Annotated in this window: 17 protein-coding genes; 3 read left to right on the top strand and 14 right to left on the bottom strand. The window is 70.6% G+C overall.

Going from position 1 to position 17635, the window contains the following annotated elements; translation table 11 throughout:
* Positions 1–66: 66 nt before the first annotated feature.
* The 11 genes from BN1701_RS28600 to dacB all read right to left on the bottom strand — a co-directional run bounded on the left by BN1701_RS28600 (position 67) and on the right by dacB (position 11252).
* Positions 67–1800 (bottom strand): DUF6779 domain-containing protein, encoded by a 1734-nt coding sequence (locus BN1701_RS28600; protein WP_054053928.1) that lies wholly within the window; start codon positions 1798–1800, stop codon positions 67–69.
* Positions 1801–1850: 50 nt separating this feature from the next.
* A complete protein-coding gene (locus BN1701_RS28595; protein ID WP_054053927.1) occupies positions 1851–2321 on the bottom strand; it encodes a DUF3180 domain-containing protein in 471 nt (156 codons plus the stop codon).
* A complete protein-coding gene (gene folK, locus BN1701_RS28590; RefSeq protein WP_054053924.1) occupies positions 2318–2809 on the bottom strand; it encodes a 2-amino-4-hydroxy-6-hydroxymethyldihydropteridine diphosphokinase in 492 nt (163 codons plus the stop codon). Before folK ends, BN1701_RS28595 begins: the two co-directional genes overlap by 4 nt.
* Positions 2806–3177 carry a dihydroneopterin aldolase gene (folB, locus tag BN1701_RS28585; protein ID WP_054053922.1) on the bottom strand — a complete coding sequence of 124 codons (372 nt, stop codon included), beginning with the start codon at positions 3175–3177 and terminating at the stop codon, positions 2806–2808. The genes folK and folB overlap by 4 nt, the downstream gene beginning before the upstream one ends.
* Positions 3174–3971 (bottom strand): dihydropteroate synthase, encoded by a 798-nt coding sequence (gene folP / locus BN1701_RS28580; RefSeq protein WP_054056206.1) that lies wholly within the window; start codon positions 3969–3971, stop codon positions 3174–3176. The genes folB and folP overlap by 4 nt, the downstream gene beginning before the upstream one ends.
* A gap of 32 nt (positions 3972–4003) precedes the next feature.
* Positions 4004–4630: a GTP cyclohydrolase I FolE gene (gene folE / locus BN1701_RS28575; RefSeq protein ID WP_054056205.1), complete on the bottom strand. Its 627-nt coding sequence runs from the start codon at positions 4628–4630 to the stop codon at positions 4004–4006.
* Positions 4631–4670: 40 nt separating this feature from the next.
* Entirely contained in the window at positions 4671–6998 is a 2328-nt protein-coding gene (gene ftsH / locus BN1701_RS28570) for an ATP-dependent zinc metalloprotease FtsH (RefSeq protein WP_054053920.1), read from the bottom strand.
* A gap of 214 nt (positions 6999–7212) precedes the next feature.
* Positions 7213–7761: a hypoxanthine phosphoribosyltransferase gene (gene hpt / locus BN1701_RS28565; protein ID WP_054053918.1), complete on the bottom strand. Its 549-nt coding sequence runs from the start codon at positions 7759–7761 to the stop codon at positions 7213–7215.
* Positions 7762–7772: 11 nt separating this feature from the next.
* A complete protein-coding gene (gene tilS / locus BN1701_RS28560; protein ID WP_157368271.1) occupies positions 7773–8726 on the bottom strand; it encodes a tRNA lysidine(34) synthetase TilS in 954 nt (317 codons plus the stop codon).
* On the bottom strand, positions 8723–9742 hold the full coding sequence (locus tag BN1701_RS28555) for a zinc-dependent metalloprotease (protein ID WP_054053916.1): 1020 nt from the start codon (positions 9740–9742) through the stop codon (positions 8723–8725). Before BN1701_RS28555 ends, tilS begins: the two co-directional genes overlap by 4 nt.
* Before the next feature lie 40 nt (positions 9743–9782).
* On the bottom strand, positions 9783–11252 hold the full coding sequence (gene dacB, locus BN1701_RS36600) for a D-alanyl-D-alanine carboxypeptidase/D-alanyl-D-alanine-endopeptidase (protein WP_054053915.1): 1470 nt from the start codon (positions 11250–11252) through the stop codon (positions 9783–9785).
* A gap of 384 nt (positions 11253–11636) precedes the next feature.
* Here dacB and BN1701_RS36595 point away from each other — a divergent pair, with 384 nt between their 5' ends.
* The 3 genes from BN1701_RS36595 to BN1701_RS28535 all read left to right on the top strand — a co-directional run bounded on the left by BN1701_RS36595 (position 11637) and on the right by BN1701_RS28535 (position 14081).
* Positions 11637–12389, top strand: coding sequence for a hypothetical protein (locus BN1701_RS36595; protein WP_054053913.1), 753 nt, complete (start codon positions 11637–11639; stop codon positions 12387–12389).
* A gap of 316 nt (positions 12390–12705) precedes the next feature.
* A complete protein-coding gene (locus tag BN1701_RS28540) occupies positions 12706–13203 on the top strand; it encodes an inorganic diphosphatase (protein WP_054053909.1) in 498 nt (165 codons plus the stop codon).
* 101 nt (positions 13204–13304) lie between these two features.
* Positions 13305–14081 (top strand): intradiol ring-cleavage dioxygenase, encoded by a 777-nt coding sequence (locus BN1701_RS28535; protein ID WP_054053905.1) that lies wholly within the window; start codon positions 13305–13307, stop codon positions 14079–14081.
* A 36-nt stretch (positions 14082–14117) separates the two neighbouring features.
* Here BN1701_RS28535 and BN1701_RS28530 read toward each other — a convergent pair whose 3' ends face one another.
* The 3 genes from BN1701_RS28530 to glyA all read right to left on the bottom strand — a co-directional run bounded on the left by BN1701_RS28530 (position 14118) and on the right by glyA (position 17634).
* Positions 14118–15749 (bottom strand): MDR family MFS transporter, encoded by a 1632-nt coding sequence (locus BN1701_RS28530; RefSeq protein WP_054053903.1) that lies wholly within the window; start codon positions 15747–15749, stop codon positions 14118–14120.
* Complete coding sequence (locus tag BN1701_RS28525) at positions 15746–16270, bottom strand: MarR family winged helix-turn-helix transcriptional regulator (RefSeq protein ID WP_054053901.1); 525 nt, start codon at positions 16268–16270, stop codon at positions 15746–15748. Before BN1701_RS28525 ends, BN1701_RS28530 begins: the two co-directional genes overlap by 4 nt.
* 107 nt (positions 16271–16377) lie before the next feature.
* The gene (gene glyA / locus BN1701_RS28520) at positions 16378–17634 is read right to left on the bottom strand and encodes a serine hydroxymethyltransferase (RefSeq protein ID WP_054053899.1); all 1257 of its coding nucleotides are present in this window, start codon (positions 17632–17634) and stop codon (positions 16378–16380) included.
* Position 17635 lies beyond the last annotated feature (1 nt).

Raw genomic sequence — 17635 nt, 5'->3', positions numbered from 1 at the left:
CCACACCGCCAGGGACCATTTCGGCGCGGCTACCGCGTGCGCCGGCTCTCAGGGACTGGTGGTCCCTCAATCCTCATCCCGCCGACGCCTGCGCCTCGTCGGCGCGGCGCCGTGGGCGGCGAGCAGATCCCGAACGGACTTGCCCTCGGTGTGCGATCCGGCGGGCTCGACCTGTGGAGTCTCCTCCGGCCTGCGCCTGCGGCCCCCGGTGTCCTCGTCCGCCTTGGCGCGGCGACCGGCCACCGGCTGCACCGGGGCGTGATATCCGGTCGGGGCCCGGTGGGCGGCCTGCGGGCGGGAACCGGCCGTCTCCGGCTCATGGTCCCGGCTCACCGGCACGCCGCGCCCGGTCGTCTCCGTGGGGGTGGGCCGCGCGACGGGCAGGTGGTAGCCACTGGCCTCGGCGTGCGCGGCGGCCGCGCGCCGACCCTCAGCCGCCGCGGCGGCGGCGACCGGCGGGAAGATCCCGGTCGGCGCCCTGCGGCGACCGCCCTCGGCCTGCCGCTCCGGTTCCTTGACCGGGGTGAGGTTCTGGCTGGTCTTCGGATCCACCGGCCGCCGCGGCGGCTCAGCGGGCTCGCGGCCCTGCTCGAAGCGGCTCGCCCCGTTGGGCTCGGACCGACCCGGCAGAACGGCCTGGGTGTCCGGCCTGACTTTCGGAGCGGGCTGCAAGGCGGCCTGGGTCTCCGGGCGGACCGGTGCGGGCACCTGGTCGGCGCCGCGGGTGGGGTCGTCCCTCTTGGCGCCGACAGGCAGCGAACGCTCGGGTTGTGCGCGGGTTCCATTCACGGGTGCCTGTCGCTCGCCGCCGCGGGTGGGCTCGGCCCTGGTGCCGGCAGGCAGCGAACGCTCGGGGTGCGCGCGGGTCCCGTTCACGGGTGCCTGCCGCTCGCCGCCGCGGGTGGGCTCGGCGGCCCTCGTGCCGGCAGGCAGCGAACGCTCGGGGTGCGCGCGGGTCCCGTTCACGGGCGCCTGCCGCTCGCCGCCGTTCACCTTCGGCTGCTGGCCGGGCTGGTCCGCGGGTTCGCGGCGGAGCACCTGCGGGGGCTTTCCCGCGCCGTTGGCCGGGCGCTTGGCGCTGGTGATGTCACGGATCGCGGGCTGTTGTCCGGTCTCCCACGACGGCGTCCAGTTCGGGTCGATGCGCTGGCCCGAGGTGCCCTCCAGGAACCACCGGTCCGACACCTCCGACGGGTGCGGTGTGAAGTCGGCCCGCCGGACCGGACCGGCCTCGGCGCGGATCCGCTCGATCAGGTCGGTGTCGGCCTCACCCGTCTTGGCCGCGGTGATGCGGCGCAGCGGGTTGTGCGGCAGGGCGCGCTTGTCGCCATCGGCCAGGGCACGCATACGCGTGGCCTCCGCGCGCAGGGCGACCCGCTCGACCAGCACCTCGCCGCCGCTCAGCAGCATCTCCAGGTGTTCGCGCATCGCGCGCAGTTCGGTGCGCAGCTCGGCGAGGTCGTCACGGGACTCGGCTTCGGCCTTCGCCTTGGCCTCCGCCTCGACCTCCAGTTCGAACTCGCGCCGGGCGGTGACCTCCCGCTCCAGTTCCAGCTCGTAGACCTTCTGCAGCGCGGCGGCGTCCTCGGCGCGGTCGGCGACCTGCTTGCGGTACCTGGCCGCCAGGAACGCCCCGGCTAAGGCGGCCCACAGCGCGGCGACCACACCAAGGCGCATCCACCGCACGGACTCGCTCAGCACCAGGACGGCGGTCGCGGTCATCGCCAGCCCCACCGCGGCGAGCAACAAGACCCGCGCGCCGAGGGACCCGGTCGTGGTGACGTCCGTCCTGCCCTTCATGCGCCACACCGTACCGGGTCGTTACCTCGGCGAGACCAAACGGACGTCATTTAGTTCGTTCTCGACCTGTCCCGACGATGATCGTCGGGGTCAGTCGGGGTTTTGCAGCAGTACTCCAGCCACAGTGCGGCGCCGATCAGCGCGGCGGCGCAGACCGCGCCGATGATCGCGCTGGGCAGGTCCGATTTGGCCGCTTGGAGCTGCGCGCTCTCCGGCAGAACGTACGCCAGCACCGCCAGCCACGCGCCAAGCATGATCGAGCCGAGCAGCGACGACGCCTTCGCCAGCGCGACCGCCCGCGCCGCGGTCAGCGGCTGCACCGGCTTGCCGGACGTCGCCCGGATCCGACCGCGCAGCGCGAACCCGAACACCACCTCGACGATGGCCAGGACCAGCAACGTGATCCCCGCCAGGGTGGGCAGCGGCGGCAGTTCGCCATAGAGCAGCCGGATCCCGAGATACGCCGCGACGGCGGTGACCGCGCCCGCCGGAACCAGGTCCCGCGCGTTGGTGAACCTCACCGCACCCCCAGTGCCAGATCGTCGCGCCTGCGCACACCCTCGGTGTCCAAAATGGACAGCAAGTCTCTGGCCGGGCCGTGGCCGGGCACCACCGCGTCCGGCTCGACGTCGAGCCAGGGCACCAGCACCGTCGCCCGATCCGGTGTGCCCGGATGGGGAAGCAGCAGGTCAGGGTCGTCGCTGCGGACGCCGTCGACGGTGACCACATCCACGTCGAGCGTGCGCGGCCCCCAGTGTTCGGTGCGCACGCGCCCCGCCTTGTTCTCCAGATCCTGTCCCCGGCGCAGCCAGCCCCACTCGTCGGTGCCCGCGTCCTCGACGATCAGCACCGCGTTGAGGAAGTCGGGCTGGTCGGTGACACCCCACGCGGCCGTCTCGTAGACCGGGGACACCGCGACCAGCACGTCGGCGAACCCGTCGACGGCCACCTTCAAGTGCGCGAGCCGATCACCCAGGTTGGACCCGATGGACAGCACCGCCCTGGTCATGCGCGGTTCCGCCGCGACCGGCGCACGGTGACCGCGACGTCGGCGAAGGTCAGCGGGATCGGCGCGCTCGGCTTGTGGACGGTCACCTCGACCGCGTGCACCCGCCCGTCAGTCATCTCGGCCTCGGCGATCTCGGCGGCCACGGTCTCGATGAGGTCGCGCGGCGGCCCGGCGACGACGGCGGCGGCGCGTTCGGCGAGTTCGCCGTAGTGGACGGTGTGCTGGAGGTCGTCGGTCGCGGCGGCCTTGTCCAGGTCGATCCACAGGGTGATGTCGACGACGAAGTCCTGCCCGTCGCGCTTCTCGTGCTCGAAGACGCCGTGGTGGCCGCGCACTCGCAGGCCGGTCAGCGTGATCCGGTCGGTCACCGGGCTCCCTTCATCGCCGCGACCACGGCGACCGCGTCGAGGGACCGGTCGACGTCGTGCACCCGCACGCCCCAGGCCCCCGCGACGGCGGCGATGGTCGAGATGGCGGTGGTGGCGTCCTCGCGGCCGTCCGGCGGACGCGGGGTGCCGTCGGCGTCGGCCAGCAGGCTGCCCAGGAACCGCTTGCGGGAAGCGCCGACCAGCACGGGGAACCCCTCCGCGACGAACAGGTCGAGCCTGCGCAGCAACGCCCAGTTGTGCGCGGCGTTCTTGGCGAAGCCGAGCCCTGGGTCGAGCACGATCATGTCCCCGTCGACCCCGGCCTCCAGCGCGTTGTCGGCCTGCTGCAGCAACTCGGCGTGCACCTCGGCGACGACGTCGCGGTAGTCGGCGAGGGTGTCCATCTCCCGGCTGTGCCCGCGCCAGTGCATCAAGATCCACGGACACTCCGCCGCGGCGGCCACCTTGCCCATGTCCGGGTCGGCCAGCCCACCGGACACATCGTTGATCACCGTGGCCCCCGCGGCCAGCGCCGCCTCCGCCACCTTCGCCCGCGTTGTGTCCACACTCACCACCACCCCCTCGGCTGCGAGTTGGGTGATCACCGGGATGACCCGCGCGATCTCCGTGGCCGCGTCCACCCGCGCCGCCCCCGGCCGCGTCGACTCACCGCCGACATCGACCAGGTTCGCCCCACGCCGCCACATCGCGATCCCATGCGCCACCGCGTCGTCGACGTCGAGATACCGCCCACCATCGGAGAAGGAATCGGGCGTCACATTCAGCACACCCATCACCGCGCAGCGACCGGGATATGGCAGCAAGCTCACCTGGTCCGCCCATTGATCAGCTCGATGGCCTCGGCCCGCGACGAGGCCGACGATTTCAGAATCCCCCGCAGCGCCGAGGTCGTCGTCCGCGCCCCCGGCTTGCGAATACCCCGCATAGCCATACAGAGATGCTCGGCTTCAATGACCACGATCACCCCGCGCGGCTCCAGCTTCTTCATCATCGCATCCGCGATCTGCGACGTCAGCCGCTCCTGCACCTGCGGACGCTTGGAGTACAGGTCGACCAGCCTGGCCAATTTGGACAGTCCGGTGACCCGCCCTTGTTCATTCGGGATATAGCCCACGTGCGCGACGCCATGGAATGGCACTAAATGGTGTTCACAGGTGGAAAACATCGGAATATCGGTCACGAGAACGAGTTCATCGTGACTTTCGTCAAAAGTTTTGTCCAGGACCGATTCCGGATTCGTATACAACCCGGCGAACAATTCGTGATACGCCCGCGCCACCCGTGCGGGCGTGTCGACCAGACCGTCGCGGTCGGGGTCCTCACCGCAGGCGAGGAGGAGTTCGCGGACGGCCTTCTCGGCGCGGTCCTGGTCGAACCCCGGGATCGGGACGTCGCGTGGCGTCCCGACCCCGTGGCTCAGGTTGTCGTTCATCGGTACCTCCGAGATGGGCGGGATGCCCGCCACCATCCCATTAGGAACCGTTCGGGCGCCCATCGGTGTCCTGATCCCGATCCTTGGACTCCGGGTGGCGGCCGTCGCCGCGTTCGTTCTGCTGCTCACCCCACGACGGCTGCCACGACTGGTGGGGACCGCCCTGCGGGGTGGTCGCCGGGGTCCAGCCGGGCGGGGCGCCGTAGTGCGGCGGGCCCGAGTGGCGGCCGCCCGCCGGCTCGACCGGGCGGCCGTACGGCGGCGGGGTGCCGTAGCCGGGCTGACCGTACGGGCCGGGCTGGCCGTAGGGACCGGGCTGGCCGTACGGCGGCGCCGCGCCGTTGCCGCTGGGGGGCAGCTCAGACAGAGTGCGCGTCGGGCCGTCGGCCGCGCCAGGGGCGACCGCGACCGGGGTCGGGACCTCCTCCGGCCACGGCTCGCCGCGTTCCTTCGCCAGTTCGCGCGGGGTCTTGATCGGCGGCTTGTCCGACGGGGTGCGCTCGCCGAAGTCGTTGAACGCGGTGATCCGGGGGCGCTTCTCCACGTTCGAGAAGATCCGCTCCAGGTCCTTGCGCGTCAGCGTCTCCTTCTCCAGCAGCTCGACCACCAGCTCGTCGAGCACGTCGCGGTAGGTGTTGAGCACGTCCCACGCCTCGGTGTGCGCGGCCTCGATGAGCTTGCGCACCTCCTCGTCGATCTCGTGCGCGACCTCCAGCGAGTAGTCCGGCGCGTGGCCCATCGAACGCCCGAGGAACGGGTCGCCCTGGTCCTGGCCGTACTTGACCGCGCCGAGCCGGGCGCTCATGCCGTACTCGGTCACCATCGCCTTGGCGATCTTGGTGGCCTGCTCGATGTCGCTGGACGCACCGGTGGTCGGCTCGTGGAACACCAGTTCCTCGGCCGAGCGGCCGCCGAGGGCGAACACCAGCCGCGCGATCATCTCCGAGCGGGTCATGAGCTGCTTGTCGTCCTCGGGGACCACCAGCGCGTGGCCACCGGTCCGGCCGCGCGGCAGGATCGTGAGCTTGTAGACCGGCTCCAGGTCGGGCATCGCCCACGCGGCGAGCGCGTGGCCGCCCTCGTGGTAGGCCGTGATCTTCTTCTCCTTGTCGGAGATGATCCGGCTCTTGCGCGCGGGACCGCCGATGACCCGGTCGACCGACTCCTCCAGCGCCACGCCGTTGATCAGCGTGCCGTTCTGGCGGGCGGTGAGCAGCGCGGCCTCGTTGAGGACGTTCGCCAGGTCGGCACCCGACATGCCCACGGTGCGCTTGGCCAGGCTGTGCAGGTCCGCGTCGGGCGCCATCGGCTTGCCCTTGGAGTGCACCTCCAGGATCTTCTTGCGGCCCATCAGGTCCGGTGCGGACACCGGGATCTGCCGGTCGAAGCGGCCGGGGCGCAGCAGCGCGGGGTCGAGGATGTCGGGGCGGTTCGTCGCGGCGATCAGGATGATGCCGCCGCGCGCGTCGAAGCCGTCCATCTCGACCAGCAGCTGGTTGAGGGTCTGCTCGCGCTCGTCGTGCCCGCCGCCGAGGCCCGCCCCGCGCTGGCGGCCGACCGCGTCGATCTCGTCGACGAAGATGATGCACGGGGAGTTCTGCTTGGCCTGCTCGAACAGGTCGCGCACGCGCGACGCGCCGACACCGACGAACATTTCCACGAAGTCCGAACCGGAGATCGAGTAGAACGGCACCCCGGCCTCACCGGCGACGGCCCTGGCCAGCAGGGTCTTGCCCGTTCCCGGCGGACCGTAGAGCAGCACGCCCTTGGGGATCTTGGCGCCGAGCGCCTGATACCGCGCCGGGTTCTGCAGGAAGTCCTTGATCTCGTAGAGCTCTTCGACCGCCTCGTCGGCGCCCGCGACGTCGGCGAACGTGGTCTTCGGCATGTCCTTGGGCAGTTGCTTGGCCTTGGACTTGCCGAAGTTGAGTACCCGGTTCCCGCCGCCCTGGACGTTGTTCATCATCCACATGAGCAGCAGCAGGAGGAGGCCCAGCGGGATGAGGAAGATCAGGATCTGGGTGAGGAACGAGTCCTGGGTGACGATCGTCTTGAACTCGGTCCCGGTCTTGCCGATGATCGATTCGAAGATCTGCGGCGTCGCGCCCGCCGGGTACTGCGAGATGATCTTGGTGACCGACTGCCCGTCCTGGTCGATCGGGGAGTTCAGCGTCAGCTTGAGCTGCTGCTCCTTGTCGCCGAGCTCCACGAGCTTGACGTTGCCGGATTGGATCTGTGCGACGGCCTTGGACGTGGGCACCGAGGTATAGCCCCGGGTGTCGTCGAACAGCATGCTGAACGCGAAGTAGATCAGCAACACCGCCAGGATCCAGATTAGCGGGTTGCGAAGCAGGCGCTTGCGGTCCATTAACTTACGGCCGCCGGGCGGCCTCCACCCTCCCTGACTTGCATGTGAGGGCAATGACGACCATTACCCGACCGGACGGGGCCTCCGGTCTCACCAGAGTACCGCCCGGGGCGTACCCCCAACCGCACGAAGTGCCGAGGAGGTGCCCTTCGTTGTCAACGCCGACCGGCGCGGAAGGGTTCCCGGGATGTCCGGATCGGGAATTTCCGAAGGTCTACGAGGTGTAGACCTTCGGGTCGAGGGTGCCGATGTAGGGCAGGTCGCGGTAGCGCTCGGCGAAGTCGAGCCCGTAGCCGACGACGAACTCGTTGGGGATCTCGAAGCCGACGTACTTGACCGGCACGTCGACCTTGACCGCGTCGGGCTTGCGCAGCAGCGTGCACACCTCCAGCGACTTCGGGTTGCGCGAGCGAAGGTTCTTGAGCAGCCACGACAGGGTCAGCCCGGAGTCGATGATGTCCTCGATGATCACCACGTCGCGGCCCGCGATGTCGCGGTCGAGGTCCTTGAGGATGCGCACCACGCCGGAGGACGAGGTGGCCGAGCCGTAGGAGCTGACAGCCATGAACTCCAGCTGCGTCGGCACCTGCAGCGCGCGGGCGAAGTCGGTCATGAACATGACCGCGCCCTTGAGCACGCCGACGAGCACCAGGTCGGTGCCGTTCTCCGGGTAGTCGTTGGCGACCTGCTTGGCCAGCTCCGAGATCTTCTCGCCGATCTGCTGTTCGGTGATCAACACGGAGGCGATGTCGCCGTCGTACACAGTGGTCCCTCTCAGGAGTCTGGCTTGTCGAAAATCAGCCTGCCATGCGCGCGGCGCGCTACCAAGCCGCCCGGCAGGGCGACTCCGCCTTGACCTCGCCATTGTCCGATGAGGTCGTCGGCGGCGCGCAGGTGGGCGTCGGTCAGTTCCTCGACGCCCGCCTGGATGAGCCAGGTCCGCAGCACCCGCCTGCGCAGCGCGGCCGGTGCCGACGTGAGGTCCGCCACGCGCAGGTCGGCACCGTCGGCGGCGGCGGTGCGCAGGTCGGCGGCGAGGGCGTCGAGGGCGGCCAAGTCCTCCCGCAGCTGCGCCGCGGTCCTGGCCAGCGCGGACCCGACGCCGCCGTTGAGAACCTCCTCCATGAGGGGGAGGACCTCGCGGCGCAGCCGGACCCTGGTGAAGCGGGGGTCGAGGTTGTGCGGGTCGTCCCACGGGGTCAGACCGAGCGCGGCGCACGCGGCCCGGGTGGTGGCGCGGGTGACGTCGAGCAGGGGCCGCGCCCACGGCGGGTCGAGCGGGCGCATCCCGGCGATGGACCGGGGGCCGGAGCCGCGGCCGAGTCCGAGCAGGACGGTCTCGGCCTGATCGTCGCGGGTGTGGCCGAGCAGCACGAGCCCGTCGGCCGCTTCCCTCAGCGCGGCGTACCGCGCGCGCCGGGCCGCCGCCTCCAGCCCGCCAGGGCCCTCGACGGTGACGGTGAGGACACGGGTGGTCAGGCCAAGGGCTTCGAGTTGGTCGGCGGTGCGGGCCGCGGTCGCCGCCGAGCCCGCCTGGAGGCCGTGGTCCACGGTCAGGCCGACGACCCGCAGGCCCATCCGGGGGCCGACGTGCTGCGCGGCTGCGGCCAGGGCCAGTGAGTCGGCGCCGCCGGACACGGCGACGGCGACGGCGTCGACAGGGCAGGCTTCGGTCAGCAGGCGGCGGACCGCGACCCTGACCTCGGCGACGGCGATGGGCGGCTTCACGCGACGCGGCGCAGCCAAGCGTCGGGGTCGGCGATCTCCGCGCGCAGCGGCAGCGTCTCCGGCGAGGTCCACACCCGGTTGAACCCGTCCATGCCGACCGCGTCGACCACGTGCCGGGTGAACCGGGCACCCTCCGCGTACTGCTTCATCTTGGCGTCGACGCCGAGCAGCGTCCGCAGGATCCGGTCGAGCACGCCGCCGCCGCGCCTGCGCTCGGTGAACCGCGCGCGGATGGTCTCCACGCTGGGCACCACGAGCGGGCCGACGGCGTCCATGACGTGGTCGGCGTGGCCTTCGAGCAGCGTGGACAGGGCGATGAGCCGGTCGAAGATCTCGCGCTGCGCGGGCGACTGGAGCAGTTCCATCACGCCGACCGGGTCAGGCCGGGAACGCACGGCGCGCAGAACCTCGGGCAGCCGCGAGACGGCGTTGTTGGCGCTGTCGTCGAGGCCCCTGATGAACCCGGCGACCTGGCCCTGGAAGTAGTCGCGCAGCCAGTCGACCGCGGTGAACTGCAGGCGGTGGGTGCACTCGTGCAGGCAGACCCACATCTGGAAGTCGTCGGCGGGCACGTCCAAGGCGCGCTGCGCGGCGACGATGTTGGGCGCGACCAGCAGCAGCCTGCCGCCGTCGGCGCCGAACGGGTCGTACTGGCCCAGGACGCGGCTGCCCAGGTAAGCCAACACGATCCCGGTCTGCAGGCCCGCGCTGCCCGCCATGACCCCGGCGACGACCTTGCCGGAGCGCTGCGGAAGCGCGCCGTCGGTCAGCGCGGCGATGCTGTGGATGGCGGCCTCGGCCCAGCCCTCACGGTCGACCACGTCGCCATCGCGCAGCGGCAGGTCGACACCGAGGCCGGTGAGGTCGCGGACGTGTCCCTCGGCCACGGCGGTGATGCCGCGCAGGTGGCTCACGGTGTGTTCGGCCTCGTCGCGGCTGACCACCGGGCCAGGCCGGATCAGCCGCTTGGCGGTGGCGATCGCCAGCTCCCAGTCGACCGGTGCCGTCCCGGTCACGTCCGTATCCGCCGCCGCGTTCACACCCGAAACGCTACCCTCACTGGCACCCGCATTGCCGCAAAGTCGCCGCCACCACGTCGAGCGCGGGCTGGGCCTGGCCGGGGTCGGAGCCGTTAGTGATCATCGCGAACACGAGCAGCCTGCCGTCCTTGCCGAGCACGACACCGGCCAGCGAGTTCACCCCCGACGCACCGAGTGTGCCGGTCTTGGCCCGCACCCAGCCGCGCCCGCCCGCGGCGGCGGGGTCTTGGTAGCGGGTGGCCAGGGTGCCGCTGCCGCCCGCGACGGGCAGACCGCCCAGCAGCGGCCGCAGCTTCGCCGTGCGTGGGTCGGCCCCGTCCGGCGCGGCTGCGACCTTGAGCACGTCAGCGAGCAGCGCGGCCGTTATTTTGTCCAGTGTGGACATTCCACTGCCGTCGCTCATCGCCACGCCCGCCACGTCGAAACCGTTGGAGCGCAACGTATCCAAGACAGCGTCCGTCCCGCCCGCGAAGGACGGCTCTTTGTTTGTCGCCTTCGCCACCTCACGCACCAAGATCTCGGCCAGGACGTTGTCGGACCGCTGCAGCACGGTGTCGACCAACTCCACCATCGGCGCGGACTTGACCTCCCCGAGCACCTTCGCGTCGGGCGTGGCCTTGGCCAGAGCGCTGGCGGGCACCTTCGCCCCGATGCGCTTGGCGAACGCCTCGGCCAGCGCGCGGGCGGGGTTGTCGGTGCGGGCGCTGACCGCCTTGGTCGGATCGGCCCGGCCGCCGTCCATCATCGCGGGCACGATCGGCGCGATGTGGCCCGCGGGGACGTCGCGCGGATCCCAGCCCTGGGCCATGAAGTCGCCCTCGTAGCGCTCCAGGTCGACCATGACCGTGTCCACCGGCCCGGCCGCCTTCACCTGCGCGACCAGCTCGTCGAGGCGCGCGGCCCCCGGGTACACCGACGCCTTGCCCGCGGGCAGCGATGACAGCGTGGCGTCGCCGCCGCCGACGATGATCACCGTGCCCGGCTTGTCCCCCGCGACCACCTTCGTCGACAACTGCTCGGCGTGCGGGATGGCCAACAGCGCGGCGGCTGAGGTGAGCAGCTTGATCGTCGACGCCGGGATCAGCGGCGTCGACGGGTTCTTCGCGAACAGCACCTGACCGGACGTCGGGTCGATGACCGTGCCGGTCAGGGTGCCCAGCGCGGGACTCGCCACCGGCCCCGACACCGCGGCCTGCACCCCGGCCGCGGACGGCGCGGGCACGTCTGGCCCAGGCCCCCGCAGGGTCGCGGTGAACTGCACGGGCGGCGCGGGCGGCGCGATCTTCACGTCCGGCTCGGCGGGTCCGAGCCCCAACTTGGCCGCCAACCCGGGAACGGCGACAACGGCCCCACCACCGAGCGCGACGACCGCCGCGATCACCCCGCCCACCAGCAGCCCTCTGCGCTTGCGCGGCTTGGCAGGCTCGGGTTCGGGCGCGGACGGAATCGACTCCGGCGGCGGGCCCTGCCGGGGGGAGTCAGCCATGACAGGGCCCGACCGCACCCCTTCAGGCGGCGAGGGTTCCTGCGGCCGAGGCGGCGCCTGCGGTCTCACGACCGGTGCGGGCGGCGGCGGGAGCGCGGGCCGGGAGAGGAACTGTGTCTTCTCCGCCGACCCTGGAATCCCACTCGGCGGCGGCCCCGCGGGCCGCGGCGGCGCCTGCCGCTTGGGCGCGGGCCGAGACGGCGGCGTGCGGATGACCGGCGGCGGCGGAACCGGCGGCCGACGGGTCGGGACGGTCTTGCTCTCCGGCACGGGCAGCCGAGTGGTCATCTCCCCCGGCCGCGGACCGACAGGCGAGAACCCAACGAGAGTGGGCGGCTCGGTGTCGACCGGGGTCGGCGCGGCGGCAGGCTCGGCGAGCCCGCCTTGCTGCTCATCGACACCAACCGGCGCAGGTTCCGGCTCGGGCTCCGGCGCCGGTTCCGGCTCGGGTTCCGGCTCGGGCTCAGGTTCCGGCTCAGGCTCGGGCTCGGGCTCGGGCACACGCACGCGCACGGGCTCAGGTACCGGCTCGGGCTCGGGCTCGGGCACACGCACGCGCACGGGCTCAGGTACCGGCTCGGGTTCCGGCTCGGGCTCGGGCTCAGGTTCCGGCTCAGGCTCGGGCTCGGGCTCGGGCACACGCACGCGCACGGGCTCAGGTACCGGCTCGGGTTCCGGCTCGGGCTCGGGTTCCGGCTCGGGCTCGGGCTCGGGTTCCGGCTCCAGCTCAGGTTCCGGCTCAGGCTCGGGTTCCGGCTCCAGCTCGGGTTCCGGCTCAGGCTCAGGTTCCGGCTCGGGCTCGGGCTCGGGCTCGGGTTCCGGCTCCAGCTCAGGTTCCGGCTCAGGCTCCGGTTCCGGTTCCGGCTCAGGTTCCGGTTCCGGCTCCGGTTCCGGTTCCGGCTCAGGTTCCGGTTCCGGCTCAGGCTCAGGCTCAGGCTCGGGTTCCGGCTCTGGCTCTGGCTCTGGCTCTGGCTGGGTGAGCTCGGCCGTCTCCTCGGCCGATGGCCACATCGATTCGTCACCCAAGGCGACCGCATCGGCGGTCGGCCACGTCACATCCTGCGGTTTTTCACTCGGTTGGGTGGTTGCCCGCCCGTTCGCATTCGGGGTGTTCTCGACGTGGGTCTCGTCACGTAACACCGGCTCCGCCGCGGCCCCACCGGCCACAGGAACCTCGTCGTCGTCCAGAGCGGGCCACAGATCGTCCTCGTCCGCGGGCCAAGCCGGAGCGCCCGCCGACGGCGCGGCCGGGCGTTCTCCCTGGTCAGACGGCCGCGCCAGGGGTCGGGCCTGCTTGTCGTCGGCCGACTGGTCGTGCTCCGGCACCCGCGTTCCTCCCCTGCCCCCGCGCTGAATCTCACACCCACGTCCACCCGGTTCGGTTCTGGCCATCGGGACGCCGTGGTCCACACTAGTGGCGTAACGAGGACAGCCGAGACGAGCGAGGGACGGCGTGGAGTTCGACGTCACCATCGAGATCCCCAAGGGAAATCGAAACAAGTACGAGATGGACCATGAGTCGGGGCGCATCAAGCTCGACCGCACCCTGTTCACCGCCACGCAGTACCCGGCCGACTACGGCTTCGTGGACAACACCCTCGGCGAGGACGGCGACCCCCTGGACGCACTGGTCCTGGTGCAGGAACCGACCTTCCCGGGCTGCCTCATCCGCGCCCGCGCCGTCGGCATGTTCCGCATGACCGACGAGAAGGGTGGCGACGACAAGGTCCTGTGCGTCCCGGCGCACGACCCGCGCACCGAGCACCTGCGCGACATCCACCACCTTGCCGAGTACCACCGCCTGGAGATCCAGCACTTCTTCGAGGTCTACAAGGACCTCGAGCCCGGCAAGAGCGTCGAGGGCGCCAGCTGGGTCGGTCGCGTCGAGGCCGAGGCCGAGATCCAGCGGTCCTACGACCGGCTCAAGGAAGCGGGCGGTCAGTACCACTGACCCCGGACACCCGAAAGCCCCGCGCCACGATGGTGCGGGGCTTTCGTCTGTCACAGGCTTCGCACAGCGCGCACCCAGGTTCGGGGCCGACCATCGACACCATGGACGACCACGACCGCGGACTCGCCTTCGACCTGGCCACCCTCGGCAGGCGGCGCATTCTGGCCCTGCTCGGCGGCGCGGGCCTCAGCGTCATCGCCGGGTGCGCGACACCATCACCCCAGCCCACCACTACAGCCACCGGGGCGACTTCAGCGGCCTGTGCCGACCCGATCCCGGAGGAGACCGCGGGCCCCTACCCCGGCGACGGCTCCAACGGGCCGAACGTGCTCACCGAGAGCGGCATCGTCCGCTCCGACATCCGCTCCAGCTTCGGCACCTCGACGACCACCGCCAATGGCGTCCCGCTCACCATCGAGCTGACGGTCGTCGAGAACTGCGTCCCCGCGGTCGGTGTCGCGGTCTACCTCTGGCAATGCGACATCGACGGCAGGTACTCGATGTACTCCCAGGGCGTGACCGGCGAGAACTACCTGCGCGGCGTCCAGGAGTCCGACGCCCAGGGCAAGGTGCGCTTCACCAGCGTCTTCCCGGCCGCCTACGCGGGCCGGTGGCCGCACATCCACTTCGAGGTCTACCCCAGCCTCGCCGAGGCCACCAAGGCGGGCGACCCGCTCGTCACCTCGCAGCTCGCCCTGCCAGAGGACGTCTGCGACAAGGTCTACGCCACCGACGGCTACAGCCAGAGCGTGCGCAACATGGGCCGGACGTCCCTGGAGTCCGACAACGTCTTCCGCGACGGCCACGACAGCCAACTCGCCGCCACGACCGGTGACGTGACCAGCGGCTACACCGCGACCTTGACCGTGGGCGTATGAAAAAGGGGCCCCGCGGGGCCCCTTTTCACAGCGCGATCAGGCGAGAGCGGGTTCGGCCTCGGCCATCCGCTGCAGACCGGACTTGTCCGACAGCGGTGCCTCCTTGAGGAACCAGATCAGCACGAACGCCACCAGCACCACGAAGCCGCCGACCAGGAACACCGTGTCCAGCGAGCTGGAGAAGCCGGTCAGGATCGGCCGGGCCAGCGTCGGGTGCAGGTCGTTGAGGAACGCCGTGTTGTTCAGGTCGATCCCGTTGCCGCCCTGCAGCTGACCAGCGAACTGCGGGTTCTCGCGCAGCGCGGCGAGGAAGGCAGGGTCGGTCCGGACGGAGGCGAACGCGTCGGAGATCCGGTCGCCGACCACGGTGAACAGGATCGACAGGAACACCGCGGTGCCGACCGTGCCGCCGATGGAGCGGAAGAACGTCGCCGACGAGGTCGCGACCCCGATGTCCTTGGGCTCGACGTCGTTCTGGATCGCCAGGATCAGCGGCTGCATGCACAGGCCAAGGCCCGCGCCGGCCAGCAGCATGATCAGCATGCTCGACGTCAGCGTGGTGTCGACGCCGATCTGGGCGAACAGGAACAGCGAGACCGCGGTGAGGCCCAGCCCGATGATCGGGAAGATCCGGTACCGGCCGGTCCGGCTGATGATCCGACCGCTGCCGATCGCGGCGAACAGGATGCCGAAGGTCAGCGGCAGCGTCATCAGGCCCGACTCGGTCGGCGAGGCGCCCTTGACGATCTGCAGGTACAGCGGCAGCGACATCATCATGCCGAACATGCCGACACCCATGATGAAGTTGACCACGTTGAGCAGCGAGAACGCCTGACTCTGGAACAGCCGCAGCGGCAGCAGCGCCGCGTCGCCCATCCGCCGCTCGTTCCACACGAACCAGATGAGCCCGACCACGCCGGTGGCGTACATGGCCACCGCCTGCCCGGAGCCCCAGCCCCACTCGCGGCCCTGTTCGGCCACGATCAGCAGCGGGACGAGTCCGACGGTCAGGGCGATGGCGCCCCAGTAGTCGACCTTCTGCGGGACCGGCTTGTGCGGCACGTTCAGGTACTTCGTGACGACGACCAGGGTCACGAGCGCGATCGGCACGTTGAGCAGGAACACCCAGCGCCAACCCTCCAGGCCCGCGAAGTCGTCGAGCCCGGCGAAGAATCCGCCGACCACCGGACCGGCCACAGAGGACAGTCCCCAGACGCCCATGAAGTAGCTCTGGTACTTGCTGCGCTCCCGAGGCGAGACCAGGTCGGCGATGATCGCCAGCGCCAGCGACATCAGGCCGCCCGCGCCGAGACCCTGCACCGCGCGGTAGGCGGCGAGTTCGTACATGGAGCCCGCGATGCCCGCGAGCACCGAGCCGAGCAGGAAGAACGAGATCGCCGTCAGGTACATCGGCTTGCGGCCGAAGATGTCGGACAGCTTGCCGTAGAGCGGGGTCGAGATGGTGGCCGTGATCAGGTACGCCGTGGTCGCCCACGCCTGGATCGTCTGGCCGTGCAGTTGGTCGGCGATGGTCTTCATCGCCGAAGCCATGATCGTCTGGTCCAGTGCGGCGAGCAGCATGCCGAGCATGAGTCCGGACAGAACCGTGAGGATCTGCCGGTGGCTCAGTACCCCTGGCGAGGCTTCTTCCGGTGCTGGGGCGGTCATGAATTACCCCCTTCGGAACGCACCGGGTTGGCGCATTCGCTGATCAGAGTCGGTAGGTAGTTGTCGTGGTCGTCGAGGAACCGCTCGAACAGCTCGATGAACCGGTCGAGGTCGGCGGGCTCCCAGTGCCGGACCATCCGGGCCAGCGACATGGCGAAGCGCGCGCGGTTGGCCTGCAGCAGCGCGACTCCCGCGTCGGTGGGCGCCAGCAGGCTGGCACGACCGTCCTCGGGATCGGCGCGGCGCTCGATGAGTCCCTCTTTGACCAACGCGGCGACCTGGCGACTCACCGTCGACGGGTCGGAGTGGATGGTCTCGGCGAGCGTGCTCGACCGGCACGGCCCCACCATCACCAGCGTCTTCAGCATGATGATCGCGGTGCGGTCGACGCCGGCCTTGCTCATCCGGGCCGACACCGTCGCCTGCTGCTTGCCGAAGGCGAAGAGCACGCTGGCGAGCCGCTGCCCGTTATCGAGGTCGCGTTCGGTGAGTTCCACCGTCGTGACGTCCGGCGTGACCATGACGACCCCTTGTCGTTGCTTGCACCATCCAATTAGTTGGTCGATACAAGCATGCGCTTTTCAGTTGGTAACTGCAACTTATTTCTCGTGTGACCCGGGTCCCACGATCACGCCCAGCCGGGCATCGGGTAGTCCGCCAGCAGTTCGCGCACCTCAGCGGCCACGGCGGCCAGTTCAGCGTCGTCGGTCGCCTTGACCGCGCGATCCATCCAGGCGGCCAGCTGCGGCATCTGCTCGACGCCGAGACCACGCGTAGTGATCGCCGCGGTACCCAAACGGATGCCTGACGGGTCGAACGGCTTGCGCGGGTCGAACGGGACGGTGTTGTAGTTCAGCTCGATGCCCGCCTTGTCGAGCGCCTGCGCCGCTGGCTTGCCCGCGACGCCCTTGTTGGTCAGGTCGACCAGGATCAGGTGGTTGTCGGTGCCGCCGGACACCAGCTCGAAGCCGCGCTCGACCAGCGCATCGGCCAGCGCCCGCGCGTTGGCGACGATCGCGGCGGCGTAGTCACGGAAGTCGGGCTTGGCCGCTTCGGCCAAGGCGACCGCGATAGCCGCGGTCGTGTGGTTGTGCGGGCCGCCCTGCAGACCGGGGAACACGGCCTTGTCCAGCGCCTTCGCGTGCTTGGCGTCCGACATCAGCATCGCGCCGCGCGGGCCCCGCAGAGTCTTGTGCGTGGTGGTGGAGATGATCTCGGCGTGGCCGACCGGCGACGGGTGCGCCCCACCCGCGACCAGGCCCGCGATGTGGGCGATGTCGGCCACGAGCACCGCGCCGACCTCGCGGGCGATCTCGGCGAAGGCCGGGAAGTCGATGGTGCGCGGGATGGCGGTGCCGCCGCAGAAGATCAGCTTCGGCCGCTCGGCCAGTGCCAGCTCGCGGACCTCGTCGAGGTCGACGCGGCCGGTGTCCTTGCGCACGCCGTACTGCACCGCGCGGAACCACTTGCCGGTGGCCGACACGCTCCAGCCGTGGGTCAGGTGGCCGCCCGCAGGCAACGCCATACCCATGACCGTGTCGCCGGGGTTGGCCAGCGCCATGTAGACGGCGAGGTTGGCGGGCGAGCCGGAGTAGGGCTGGACGTTGGCGTGGTCGACGCCGAAGACGGCCTTGGCTCGCTCGATGGCGACGGTCTCGACCTGGTCGATGACCTGCTGGCCCTCGTAGTAGCGCTTGCCCGCGTAACCCTCGGAGTACTTGTTCGTCAGCACGGTCCCGGTCGCCTCGAGGACCGCGGTGGAGACGTAGTTCTCCGACGCGATGAGGCGGATCTTCTCGAACTGGCGGCGGGCCTCGCCCTCGATCAGGTCGGCGATGGCGGGGTCGGCGGCGGCAAGGTGCGACAGCGCGGGCTCATGCGACATA

Origin of the sequence: Alloactinosynnema sp. L-07 (assembly GCF_900070365.1) — a bacterium.
Classification (GTDB): domain Bacteria; phylum Actinomycetota; class Actinomycetes; order Mycobacteriales; family Pseudonocardiaceae; genus Actinokineospora.
This window is presented reverse-complemented; position numbering and strand designations above follow the sequence as displayed.